Raw genomic sequence first — 12,942 nt, forward strand, 5'->3', positions numbered from 1 at the left:
AAACTATAGAAGGATATATGGCTCGCCATACAATTTTTTCTGGATTAAGGGGAGTTGGGAAAACCGTACTATTAACTAAAATAGAGAAACTTATCGAAGATAGTGAGTCTATCTTATATGAGCATATTGAATGTGACAGATCTTCAAAGTTTTCAAAAGATATAACAATTGCTGTTAAAAAAATTGTTAATAAATTAAGCATCCTAGCTAAATCAAAAGATGCAATTAAGAACACATTTGCTATATTAAAAGCCTTTACGTTAACATGGAATCCTACTGAAAACACACTTGCTTTAGGTATGAGTGGGGAAACTGCACTTGGTACGGCAGACACAGGTGACTTATCAAATGACCTTACAGAATTGTTTATTTCGGTAGGAGAAATTGCTAAAAAAAATAGAAAGTGTATTTGTTTTATATTAGACGAAATACAGGATTTACAAAAAAATGAATTATCAGCCCTAATACGTGCAACACATAGGATAAATCAATTACAATTACCAATAATTATTATTGGAGCAGGAATTCCAACTATTCTTAGAATATCGGGTGAAGCAAAATCATATTCAGAAAGGTTATTTAACTTTATAGAAATTACTTCTCTCAAGAATGATGATGCCGTTTCTGCTTTAGTTGAACCAGCAAAATCTCAAAATGTGAATTATACAAAAGACGCATTTGAGGCCGTTGTTGAAAGGACAGGAGGATATCCTTTTTTCATTCAGGAATATGGACAATGTGTTTGGAACTATATTTCAGATGATGTCATTGATATAGATGGTGTAAATAGTTCATATCCCGAATATTTATCCAAATTAGATGATAGTTTTTTTAAGGTAAGATATAATCGTACAACTCCAAAAGAAAAAGAATTTTTATTTGCCATGGAAAAATGTAATTCCTATCCTTGTCAAATGTCTCAAGTAGCCTCGTATATGAACCAAAAACCTAGATCTATTTCTCTTTTTAGAAATAATTTAATAAATAAAGGTTTAATATATGCTCCTTCACATGGAGAAGTAGATTTTACTGTGCCTCAATTTGATTCATATTTAAAAAGAGTTAAATAATTAAAGAACGTCAAAGTAAAGAATAATGAATGATACGAAAAAATATCTGCGTGTATAAATGAAGTGAATAAATCACAAAGGTAGATTTTCAAAGACCTTCGAAAAATCGAGGTCTTTTTTCATACCAAAAAAATATTCATATCCACATGCAAACTGTTCCAAATGAAGCAGGTACTTTGTTACGGTTGGCCTTGAAATATTCAAGCTATTTGCGATAGATCGTTTGGATTCTCCATTGATAAATCGGGTACGAATTGCTTAATAAATGTCCACTTCATTTATCACACCTTTCATTCCTCCCCGCAGAATATTTGATATTATTCTACAAGGTTTTTATGACAAGTGGTAAACTCCCTATAGAATAACATAGCTCATTACTTGAATGTGCCCCTGTTGACATTACAACCGGCACGGTGCAGGAAAAATTTGAATCGGTGCTCTTTGAAGTGCTGGATGATCATTAACTATTAAAGGAGAATCAATCATGGCTGAAAACACAGGAAACATATCTGGATTCCAAGATGTCATAACCCGCACTATTAAGTACATGGAAATAGGCATATATGATTACCGTAAAACCCATGAATCACTTCTTGATATGACACGCAGGACTCTGAATGCAATAGAAAAGAACGGTACAATAGACGCAGACAAATGGGTTTTAGTGTATGCGGGGCCGAATGCCTCGGGTAAGTCGACAATTGCAGCGAAACTCAATCAAGAACTGATGCTACCTTTTGTGAATCCCGATATGTTAGCGAAACTCTGCTATAGTCACATAGAAGATGAAGAGACTCGATATCGAGTTCATGCAATGCCGCATGCGGAATTGTTGAGAAAGAATTTTGCACAATCCGGGTCTAGCTTTTCGTTTGAAACAGTCTTCTCAGATCCGAGGAAACTGAACGAGATAGATATTCTTAGACGCTGTGGATACAGAATTGGCACGGTTTGGTTGTGTACAGAAAACCCTGCCATAAACGAAGCAAGGGCGTTAATCCGAGAGGCAGAAGGGGGGCATCATGTCCCGCCTGACAAGATTATCACCCGCTATTACAAAAGCATGAACAATCTTAATGGATTGTTGCAATTGTCTGATAAAGCCGTCGTTATTGACAATAGTTGTCCAATGCCAATTGTTTTGATTGAAAAAAGTCAGGGGGAGTATCATTCGAGTAATGAAGGATTCAATTCCCAATGGATTCATACATATATCCCATTATTGAATGAACCTGCTCAATTTTAGCAGCCACAGAGAACCCGGAGATTCCGGGTTCTCTGGTTTCTTTTTCCAGCGATTGATCCTTCTGAGCATTTGCTTTGGATTCAAGAATGCGCTTATGATTTGCTTTGAGTAATTCATGGGTTTTCTGAATTTTGTCAAATAAGGGCTTATACCCTTCTTTCAATTTATTGGTGTTTAATCACCCATAAGATACCCCCCAATTATATGATATTGATTTCCAAGCCTTCAAGGCCCCGTAATTGATCAATCCTTGTTAATAGAGAATGATATTTGCCGCGCAGTAACTCCAGCTCAGTGTCTTTTTCAGCGATCTCTGATTCGTATTTCTTAATTCTGTTATTCTTCCGTTCCAATGCGATTTCAAGGTCTTGCTTCTTGGATTTTTCCATTTCCAACTGTTTTAGAAGTTCAGCATTGCTCTTTTCCAGCACTTCATTGCTACTGATTGAACTACGTGTTGATGTGGTCTTCCGCCATTCCGGCTCGTTAATCAGTATTGCTTGGACATGAGGTTTATAGAAGACGGCATTGCTGAGTCCTGTCAACTTGCACAACTGAGATATCGTAAGTTTTTCTCCTGTTGAGCGAATATCTTGAATGGCGGTTTTAATTTTTTCAAGCGTGGCTGCACGCTTGCCTTCATAGACTTTTTCGAGTGCCTTTTGAGTATTACTGTTTCTCATAAATGCGATCTTTTCCTTTCGGATGTTATTTTTTCAATGACTCTTTGGTTTGCTCGGATTTGCTTCTGGGCAGTTTCTATCAAAAAATTATATTTAACCGACTTAGCGGTATTTAGCTTTTTTTCCCACTCATTGAGCTGATTTTGAAAATAGGGCAAATCCTCGGCATTTGGTGTGAAGTTTACACATTCCAAGCAATCAAAAACTTTCACATTACAGTTTGATATGTCTGAGCAAATGCCAATGTTTCCGATCTGGTGTGAAAAAGGTTTTGACAGAATTCCTGTCCACACACGCGTTTGTGAGGTCTTGATAATTTTTCCCTTGAAGTTGAGGCTTTCTTCACCACTGATTTGTTCTCTGAGCAGCTTGCCCTTTTCAATGCGTCGTTCATTGCTATAATGCCAATAGGCCTGATAGGGCATAGTTACATTTTTATGCCCTAAAAGGTAACATATCTCTAACAAGTTGAAAAATCCTGAATTCAAGCGTTCGGTGATGGCATTATGACGAAATTGGTGACTGGACAGTGTATAGGGTTGGCCACTGATGTCAACTATGCCTTTTCTAAGACAATGCCTTTGTATCCAAGCATTGAATACATCATATTTGATCAAAGTGAGAGGCCTATTTTGTTCGAAAAAGGAGTCCAATTTCCTGTGATACATTTTGGGTCTGTGTATGAATAAGAAGCCTTGATCTGCACCTTTGGCTTCGGCCTGCAATGATTGTGCTATTGCAATCTGTTCTCTGATAGTGTCTATAAGACCTTTGGCTATGCCGGAATATTCAATAATGATACCTTTGAATTCACCCCGATAATATTGGCCGCTTTGCTTGAATGTAGGAATGCAGAGCATATAGCGTCGATGGCCTATGTCTGTCAAACAATCGATTTTCATTGACAAGACTTCGGTGATCCGGTTCGGAATCAGACGCAAGATCCAATAGATACATTGATATTCTATCGGGATGTTGTCGTTTAGAAAAAGTGTGTCTAATTGCTCAATAACATTTTGAGGAACCAGCTTATTTCCATTATGATATCTAGATTCATCGGGAATATCCTGTCTTTCGAGGGCATCGTGCAATTCGACAAGGTTTGCATACTTTAGGTAAAGCATCAGGTTTTTTAAAACCCTGGCTTTTGTTTGTTCGTCAAGTTGACTGTTCATAATATAATGGTAATACATGGGCGCGATTGATGATTGAAGATCACGCATTGCAAAAACGCAATTGTGGCTCTGACAAAAGCGTAATAACTGCTTTATAGCATAAAGACGCCCAAGAATAGATGCGCTGGAATAGTTGGAGACAAGGAGATTCAGTACATAGGCCTTGACTGTCATCACGTCACGAGAATGATATGGGGCAAAAATAAATTGATGGTTTGAGACTCTGACATTCCGTCCTGTGTATCTTTTATCAAGAATCCATTTGGAATCATAAAAGCGACTGAAGGTTGAATAAGTTTTGAGGATTTGCTCATACTCATCGATACTTTGTCCACCCAAATCCATTTTGATTGTATTTGCCTGATTCGCCAGATTATTTGACATGAGTTACTCCTTCAATTCTTTCAATAATCTTATTTTGCCAGTATGCAATCTGGGACTCCTCTTGATACTCTGTAAACTTTGAGTACTCATCTTTTTTGATCCCTAAATCATCATATAGTCTTTCCAATTGGAGAAGGCGCTCTGAATTACTACTGTACAGGAATTTCCATTTTTCAAGATGCTCTTCACTGAGGCAAAGTTTTGAACATTGTAGGCATTGCATACGGTCACTGATATGGCATTTTGAATCTGAAGCTGTACTATTGCAGATTCCCAGCGGTACTTTTCGATCTTGTAGTAGATATTCATGGTATAGCATCATGTGTTGGTCTTTAGTCAGCGATTTCAGATGTTCTTCACCAATCATGTGTTTAAATTGTTCTCTAAAGAATTCAGTATTCTTAGTTGCTGTCTTCATTTTGTCGGCTTCAGCATAGTATTTTCCTGTTGTATCAGGTGTGAAGTGTCCCAAATAGGCCTGCACCTCGTATAATGTGGCACTCGCTTGTATGAGTTTGATGGCGACGGACTTTCGGACACTTCGTGATGAAAATGTCCAATAGTCACCATTCTCCATGACAATGTCATTTTCTTTGATAAGATTATTCATGGCGGTATTGAAAATTGAAGGGGTTATGGCTACATAGGTGTCGTGATGGATATTGAAAAAGACGTCTTTGGTTCCAGCGCGTGTTCTTTCTGGTTCCGTTTCATCGATATAGCGGATCAATGCATCCCTCAGATCTTTGGGGATCATTTTTTCTTCATACTTTGGTAAACCTGATTTCATACGTGCTTTTTCAACTTTAAAGGGGATATAGCGAATGACTGGAGTGTCTGTTGTGTCAATATATACATCATCAATCTGTAAAGACGAGATTTCCTTCATACGGCATCCTGTTATAATCAGGAGCTCGTAGATGAGCAAATGCTTCATAGGTAACTTGCTTTTGTGGCAGTCTATTCCAAAGGCAACTATGTCGGGGATAACCTCTGTGTTTTTAGATAACATATAGGAATTTTTTAAGTGGATAGAATCGCAAGGGTTAATGTCGATCCTATGGAGATATGATGTATTTCGACGATAGCACTCCATGATAGCTGACAAAACTGCCATAAGTGTCTTCAACGTACTGATGGAATTCTCCCGCTCGCTTTGCAGGAAGTGCAAAATCATATAGATATGTTCTTTGGTGATATCCGCTAACTTTTGTACCCCAAAGCGTTTTTCCATCAAAACTAGTGTTTTGATCAACTTTTGGATCTCTACGGCTCTACATCCTGCTCGTGAAAGATTGTAATAAATTTTGAAGAACTGTTTGACTTCATCTCGTAGGATTGAGCTTTTAAGGAAATCGAAGCGGATAATAGCGCTGCGGCAGCTGTTACTGTATTTATAGAAAATTGTTATTCGGTCTTTGTTGCTGTTAATCTCGGCAATATTGTTTACAATGTACTCTTCGCCAGCGATTATGATTCGTTTCTTTATATGTTGCTCTATTGCTTTATAATAGCGAATGCGTCGGAGGCTGTTATAATTGTCGATAATGTTAGCCTTACTTGTGCCTAATAATATGCAATATACTCGTAGTTTAGAAATCTTTACTCGCTTGGAAATTAGTCGTTTAATTATGGTTTCCACTTGCTCTATTGCTTGAGCTTCAGATAAATCATCAAAAATGAAAGCATCAAAACCGACGATGCGCTTCTCGTTGATTATTGTTGCCTGTACATCATAATCGAGTATTTTGTAGATATTTCTTCGATTCTTATAGGTTTTGAAGTTACTCCCATATTCTTTGAACCAAACGGTATAGAATCCTTTAATTAGTGTTTTTGGTACCCTTGTGGCCCGCCAGCTATGCAACAAGCTATGAAAGGTAAAACCGAAGATTTTTTTAGAGGCCCGTTGAATATCTACAGTCACGTATTCTGAATTAGCCTCACGATATGTTTTCAGACATTCCTGCAAGTAAGCTTCGAAGTGATCCTGACCGTATGCTGAAACGATATGTTCTACAAAACCAATTGCCGAGTTCTTGCCATAGTTCCTATTGAATCGTTGATAGGGTACATCAAGGTATTTGAATTGCTTAAGGTGTTCTATGAACTCACGTTTAAATTCCATTGAGACAAAGTTATAATTATCATGCAAATTGTGGTAAGCGGTTTCAATTATTTTGCAAAAAACACTGGCGCGTGAGAATGTATTACGTTCATAAATAGAAGTGATTGCAATTCCGAATACTGAACGGACAATTGTGCGCCTCCCAAAGCTTGTGGACTGTTCGTATAAGTGCTTCTGATATGTTTCACAGATGTATGTTGTAATTTCAGATTCATCATATTTTGAAAAGATAACCACCATCAGATAGGACATTATTCTGAATTGACCACAATCGTATAGTATATCCAGCGCTATACCTAGTGGTTCTCGGTTGCTAATTGCTATGGCAAAGGCTGCAATAGTTTCGGAGTCGGTTCCGATTGCTAAATAACGGTCATTGGTAAATTTGAATTCACCCTCCTGTACGAGTGCTTTTTTTGTGTGTTTTTTACCAAATGCTTGTGTTACCCGTCTAAAGGTATCTGAGAAGCGTTGACCTTTGTGGACAGAGATTGATACGGATATATCTTTGCCGAAAAATAGCTTTGAATAGTCACGTTTGTTATTTTGTCTAGGTAAGATGAGTGCGCCATTGGCATATGACTTTTCTAATAGGGATTGGATATAATGCTCTAAATCCTCTTCGGAATAATGAAGGGACACGTAGCTGTCCAAATACGTTAGTGGATCAATTTTTTTATAGGAGATGAAGCATTCAAAAAACGATTTTAATGGCAAGGTGTTATCGATAGCTTTCTGAATCTCATGATATAATTCCAAATCTTCATTGGTTTTTTGTAACTCTATCTGCCTCTTCTTTAATCGCTCGTTTCTAAGATCTATGGCCACAGAACCCAGAATGCGAACGATAGGTTCAGGTGTTTGATCGTGGAGTAATGTTGAATAACAAAGACCGTAGATATATCTTGAAGCAATATTCTGGTTGATATTTCCATTCAGAAATGGCACTTGATCTAAGTTGATTGAAGTCGTCAAGGTTTCATAATAGTACTTATAGATGTCTTCTGGCTTATAAAATGTATCCAATGTCCTGAAAATAAAGACAAGATAGCCAAGTTGAGCAATATGCGTTTTGTAATAATCAATTAAGAGCTTCAAAGGTTTGCGTTCTCTGATGAGCTCATCCATTAACGCTCTTAATGAATCTTCATGACCGGAATAGTAGCGTTCTGCTCGGATTTGCTTGTATTCGGTTTCGATTGTTTTAAGTGCTTTTCGATAAGGTAGGTAAATACACCCGTACTTCTCTTTGTTTCTGGCGAATTGGATAAGTAAACAGCTTCCAAAAAAGTATTTAGTCATAAACCTGTCTGTAAGATTAGTTCGAGGATTGATGAGCTTGCTTTCAATTCCCTTTTGTATAGTGTTATAAAAATAGGATTCCAATGTAGACTCAGATATAGATTTAAAAGCTTGAATAAAATGCTCTATAGAAACGTTTTTTTTATTATAAATACTTTTGTAATTTGCCACACAATCAATAAAGGTGTTATGGGTTCTACTAATTCGTGCAAAATTCTTAAGCCAATAGGAGGCATAACTACTCATTTGTAATGCTCCTCCTTTGTTCTTCAATAAGCTTCATTAGTTTCTTCTTGGTTCGAATATCCCGTGTATTGATATAAGGCTGAATGCTTGTTGGAGATTTCCATCTGAATTGCTGTAGAACATCATTTTGTGAGATGTTTGCTTCGGGGTTCTCCGATTGAGCATGCAGCATGTCCATAACGGCAGTGCTTCTGCCGCTGTGGGTGCGGATTTCTGAAGGATCAAAACCGGCCCGTTTGGCGGCCCGCTTCAAAATGGTCAGAAAGTTACGATAAGTCAAAGGTGCTCCGATTTTGGCGCCAGCTTTGATATTCAGGAACAATGCTGTGGGATAATGACCTTGCTTTAATGCTTCTGCCAGAACAGAATCTCTTTCATTAAATAGATAATTGTCCAACAATTGAATAGAACGATTACTCAGCGGTACGGAAATATTGACTTTTCCGGTTGGCTTTCCTTTACTTGCATATAAGCTGACCACGCCATCTGAAGGTACATAGTCTTGAATGCGAAGAGATAGGATTTCACCAATTCTCAAGCTGTCACACGATAGAGAAAAAATTGCTTGATCACGTAATGTCGGCAAATGTGAGAGGATGGTCGTTTGTTCTTCAGGTGAATACCATTTGTGATGATTACGGCAATCCTTTGCTCTTAATCGGTTTTCATCAATTAAGGATGAGACGGGTTTTGACCAGATTTGACCATAGTAAAACGAATGCTTATTGGTTTTACTAACGATTTCCAGCTGCACTTTAATATCCATTTTGGAAGAGAGAAATTGATAGAATTTGACCAACAGCCCGTGATAGGCATTCAATGTTGAATAACTGATTTGCCCACCTTGAATGTAGTAAAAATCCGTACTGCTTAAGCCAAAAGCCAGCCAGTAAAAGAAGTCATGAATGTCCTTGTTGGTGACTTCGGCATATTCTTTTTGCTTGATATCGATCATATAATTGAGAAATTTGCAGAGCTTATATGCATACTGCTTTCCTGTGTTTTCAGACCTTCTCCCAGCGACTCTCAAAAATCTATTGGGAAAATAGGGATAGCGCTCATAGGAAGCATGAAAAATCAAATACTCAGTTCTTAAACCAATATCTGGTGTAAAAAAGCGTGCTTTCATGACAATGTACGATGCTTTTGTTGATGACATATCTACCTCCAAGACAAAAAATAAAGACAGTATTTAAAGTGTTGACACGGTATGCCTTCAACCGCGTTTTTTTAAATACTGTCTTAATAAAATGCTTTATTAAATTAAAACTAGTCTATCAAAATTTAAATTGACTGTCAATTTGTTGTGTACAATTGTATAATTATTCTGGCGCAAGGGTCTGAACCGTATTTCAATTGAATCTATGATAATCGTGAGTAGTTGGTACGTAAAACTTGTCCCAGAATAACAACCTTAATATCTTGATAAGCTGTATAATGAAGGGCATTAAAGATATCATGCATATTCGGGTAAATTGTCTTTATCCTGTATTCTGTTATTAAAAACTGTCTTAAGGTTTGATAATATTCTTTATTAAATTCTTCACTTAATAAGTTCTGCCAATCGTTGCTGAAAATAATCATAACTATCACCCGTATAAATTATATCATATTTTTGGCGTGGAACTCATCCTGCTCTCCGAAGCTTTTCGCGCATTTGTATAACAATCTTCGCAGAGAACATTTTTGTTAAGTCTCCTGACAGCATGTAATCAGTCACAATACCCGCAATCAATCCCCAAAAAGGTGCTCCGACTCCAGCAATTGATATGCCGGATAAGGTAACCAAAAAAGTAATCAACGCAGCTTCCTTTTGGGTATCTTCCTTCATGGCAGAGGCTAGACTTGAAGCTATCGAGCCAAATAGCGCTAATCCTGTAATTACAATGATCAATTCACTAGGGAAGATTGCAAAAACAGACACGATGGTAGCACCAAAAATACCAAAGATAATATAAAAAAGACCCGCTGAAATTCCAGCTATATAGCGTTTATCCGGATCACTATGGGCCTCCTTCCCAGTACAGATCGCGGCAATGAGCGCTGACAAATTGATACCGTGTGCCCCAAACGGAGCAAATAGGATTGAAGCAATCCCCGTGGTAATAATCAGCGGATTTACCGGAGTATCGTATCCATCAGCCCTTAACACCCCAAAGCCCGTAGCATTTTGCGAAGCCATAGTTACAATACAGAGGGGTATACCTAGACCTAGCAGCGAACTCAGTGAAAATGTGGGTGTTGTAAAGATTGGATGAACGAGAAATACACTGACCCCTTTAAGGGTTACTATGTTTAGACCATATGAAATCAATAGACCCAGAAGCAAACTTGTAACGACTGCGTAGCGCGGAAACCAGCGTTTGGACACCAGATACCCGAATATCATGGGTAGCGCTAGCATAGGCAACTGTTTTGAGGAAACAAAGACATCTACGCCAAACTTAAGTAGAATCCCCGCGAGCATCGCTGTGATGATCGCGTAAGGAATCCGTTTCATCAAAGAAGAGAAAAGACCTGTAAATCCGAGAATAGTAATAAGGACCCCCGCGAAAATAAAGGCACCAATCGAGTCTGAATAGGCATAAGCACTCCACCCCGAGATTAACATAACTGCCCCCGGTGTTGACCAGGCAGTGATAACGGGTGCCTTGAATCGAATACTTAAGATAATGGACGTCAGGCCACTAGCAACAGATATGGCCCATATCCACGATGATAGATTAGAACTACTTAAGTCTATGGCCTTAGCCGCTTGAAAAATCAGCAATACGGGTCCCGCAAACCCAACCGTAACGGCAATTAACCCAGCGACAACAGCTGAGATCGAAGTATCAGACCAGACTTTTTTTAAGGAATACTATAAAATTATTCATGCCTAAAAATTCCCTTCTATAAGTTTTTGAGCGTTATAACGCACATTTTTTAAAGTATATCATGTGTACGTTATAACGCTCAATAGTTTTCAGAAATTAATTTTTCCAAGCCAAGATTTGAACACCATTATGACTCGAACAAGGATTTCGAAATTAGAACAACGCCATAAATGGCTATGTGTCGTAATAGCAGCGCCATGATGGCACCAGTCAGTTATCCGGTCTGACTCATACCTAGAAAAACACGACTAAGCAAGTTGCTAGTCGTGTTTCATCAAATCTCTACAGCCATATTTCCGTTACGAGAAATAGTAAATTAAATGATGGAAACTGGTGAGTTGATCGGAAAGATTTCGATAAATGTGTTCTTGATTGGCTAAATATCGGATAGCATCCCCTTTATTTAATAAATATACATTTTCTCCGATAACTATTTCTAGGGTTCCTTCAATCAGGCTGATATATTCTTCAACCCCCTCGTCATGAGGGGGTGATCTATGGGTACAGTCTGGTTCAAGTTCAATAATGAACACTTCAAAGCCTCTATTGCTATCAAAAATGAATTGTGGATATATTCTCATCTGCCCATTTTCTTCAACGATTGGCTTAATATCTGAGTGGTGTATAAAAAGGGTCTCTTTATCTTCCTCTCCATTAGCTAAAAGGGAGGAAAACGATACTTTTAGCCCTGTTGCGATTTTCCAAAGGACGTTTACTGAGGGAGTAGACTCCCCTCTTTCAATCTGCCCCAACATTGCTTTACTAACGCTTGTTAATTCAGCCACTTTGTCTAGACTTAGTCTCCGTTTTTTTCTTACGCTATTTAGGTTTTTCCCAATCGTCAATCTCATTTTCGATACTCCATGCTACTCTGTCTTTTCTCCAAGTAGCTGCATTAAGGTTTCTTGTTCTTCTTTAAGCTTTGCAAGTTCATCGGCTAAATTCAGAGCGGTTAAAACGGCAATCTGCTGAACGTTCAAACGAGGTAGCCTCTGAGCAATCAGACGCATTTTGTTGTCGACATCATGCGCTAATCCTAGGATAGATGATGCTGTCCCATCACCGCGGACCACATGTTTTTCCCCAAAAATCTCAACGGTGATTTTGACTGATTCATGTGCCACAATTTCCCCTCGCTCTCTCTTTGTCCTACTAGTCAGAGTATACTTTCAAGACGGTCCCTTCTAGCCTTCTTGGCACCTTGCCATCATTGTCTACATCTTTTTGTCTATTTTCGCCACTCCGCGCCAAATTCCTGCTGAATTCCATCTAATATACGCGAATTTAGTAGGTTTACTTCCTCATCCGTTAAAGTTCGTTCTAAGGACTGGTATCGCAATGAGAACGCTAGACTTTTATGGTCATCCGGTATCGGCTTTCCGGTATAGACATCAAAGACCTCAACTTGTTGTAATAATTCCCCACCAAGCTTAAGGATCCTAGCCATCACTGCTTCAGCCGAGATCTCCATAGACACTACAACTGCTAAATCTCTTTGAATCGCTGGAAAACGCGGGATTGAATAAGCACGAACAGTTTGTCTCATCTGCTCTAGCATTGGGGGCAATTCTAATTGGAAGACGACCACCCGCTCAAGGCCCCACTCTTTTTCCAAAGAAGGATGCATTTCGCCGAGGAACCCAATACATTGCTTCTTTAAGTAAATATCGGCTGAGCGACCAGGGTGTAACAAACTATTATTTTTTGCTACACGATACTCCAATTTAAGTCCAAATTCCAAAGCCACTTCTTCTAAGATACCCTTAAGATAGTAAAAATCTTTGTTGATGGGCTGATTAAGCCAATGCCTTCCGCTCTTACCCACTGCAACC

General features: G+C 38.4%; 9 protein-coding genes and 2 pseudogenes. 2 read left to right on the top strand and 9 right to left on the bottom strand.

The annotated features are described in order from the left end of the window. Together UF75_RS20625 and UF75_RS20630 are read left to right on the top strand one after the other, a co-directional pair. Positions 1–1,070 (top strand): ATP-binding protein (locus UF75_RS20625; protein WP_045576440.1); only part of this gene is annotated, 1,070 nt, incomplete at its 5' end. Between the two features lie 484 nt (positions 1,071–1,554). Further along, entirely contained in the window at positions 1,555–2,316 is a 762-nt protein-coding gene (locus UF75_RS20630) for a zeta toxin family protein (RefSeq protein WP_045576441.1), read from the top strand. 200 nt (positions 2,317–2,516) lie between these two features. On the opposite strand, the gene UF75_RS20640 is transcribed toward UF75_RS20630, so the two are convergent. From UF75_RS20640 to UF75_RS20680, 9 genes and pseudogenes are all read right to left on the bottom strand, one after another. Next, positions 2,517–2,999: a DUF6262 family protein gene (locus tag UF75_RS20640; protein WP_045576443.1), complete on the bottom strand. Its 483-nt coding sequence runs from the start codon at positions 2,997–2,999 to the stop codon at positions 2,517–2,519. Next, on the bottom strand, positions 2,996–4,558 hold the full coding sequence (locus UF75_RS20645; RefSeq protein WP_045576444.1) for a tyrosine-type recombinase/integrase: 1,563 nt from the start codon (positions 4,556–4,558) through the stop codon (positions 2,996–2,998). Before UF75_RS20645 ends, UF75_RS20640 begins: the two co-directional genes overlap by 4 nt. Next, complete coding sequence (locus UF75_RS20650; RefSeq protein WP_045576445.1) at positions 4,548–8,234, bottom strand: site-specific integrase; 3,687 nt, start codon at positions 8,232–8,234, stop codon at positions 4,548–4,550. Before UF75_RS20650 ends, UF75_RS20645 begins: the two co-directional genes overlap by 11 nt. Continuing rightward, on the bottom strand, positions 8,227–9,363 hold the full coding sequence (locus UF75_RS20655) for a tyrosine-type recombinase/integrase (protein ID WP_207642493.1): 1,137 nt from the start codon (positions 9,361–9,363) through the stop codon (positions 8,227–8,229). Before UF75_RS20655 ends, UF75_RS20650 begins: the two co-directional genes overlap by 8 nt. A 266-nt stretch (positions 9,364–9,629) precedes the next feature. Next, positions 9,630–9,818: pseudogene (locus UF75_RS30415) on the bottom strand (uracil-DNA glycosylase); the annotation flags it as partial. A 43-nt stretch (positions 9,819–9,861) separates the two neighbouring features. Beyond that, positions 9,862–11,061, bottom strand: coding sequence for a benzoate/H(+) symporter BenE family transporter (locus UF75_RS20665; RefSeq protein WP_045576448.1), 1,200 nt, complete (start codon positions 11,059–11,061; stop codon positions 9,862–9,864). Positions 11,062–11,409: 348 nt separating this feature from the next. After that, complete coding sequence (locus UF75_RS20670) at positions 11,410–11,961, bottom strand: XRE family transcriptional regulator (protein WP_045576449.1); 552 nt, start codon at positions 11,959–11,961, stop codon at positions 11,410–11,412. A 15-nt stretch (positions 11,962–11,976) separates the two neighbouring features. Then, on the bottom strand, positions 11,977–12,234 hold the full coding sequence (zapA, locus tag UF75_RS20675; RefSeq protein ID WP_045576450.1) for a cell division protein ZapA: 258 nt from the start codon (positions 12,232–12,234) through the stop codon (positions 11,977–11,979). A gap of 104 nt (positions 12,235–12,338) precedes the next feature. Continuing rightward, positions 12,339–12,942: pseudogene (locus tag UF75_RS20680) on the bottom strand (phenylalanine--tRNA ligase subunit beta); the annotation flags it as partial.

This window comes from Desulfosporosinus sp. I2 (assembly GCF_000960765.1).
Taxonomy (GTDB): Bacteria; Bacillota; Desulfitobacteriia; order Desulfitobacteriales; family Desulfitobacteriaceae; genus Desulfosporosinus.

Bases quoted from the DNA above. Each gene is read 5' to 3' on its own strand.
- UF75_RS20670 (WP_045576449.1), bottom strand. From the start codon at position 11,961: ATGAGATTGACGATTGGGAAAAACCTAAATAGCGTAAGAAAAAAACGG.
- UF75_RS20630 (WP_045576441.1), top strand. From the start codon at position 1,555: ATGGCTGAAAACACAGGAAACATATCTGGATTCCAAGATGTCATAACC.
- UF75_RS20645 (WP_045576444.1), bottom strand. From the start codon at position 4,558: ATGTCAAATAATCTGGCGAATCAGGCAAATACAATCAAAATGGATTTG.
- UF75_RS20655 (WP_207642493.1), bottom strand. From the start codon at position 9,363: ATGAAAGCACGCTTTTTTACACCAGATATTGGTTTAAGAACTGAGTAT.
- UF75_RS20640 (WP_045576443.1), bottom strand. From the start codon at position 2,999: ATGAGAAACAGTAATACTCAAAAGGCACTCGAAAAAGTCTATGAAGGC.
- UF75_RS20650 (WP_045576445.1), bottom strand. From the start codon at position 8,234: ATGAGTAGTTATGCCTCCTATTGGCTTAAGAATTTTGCACGAATTAGT.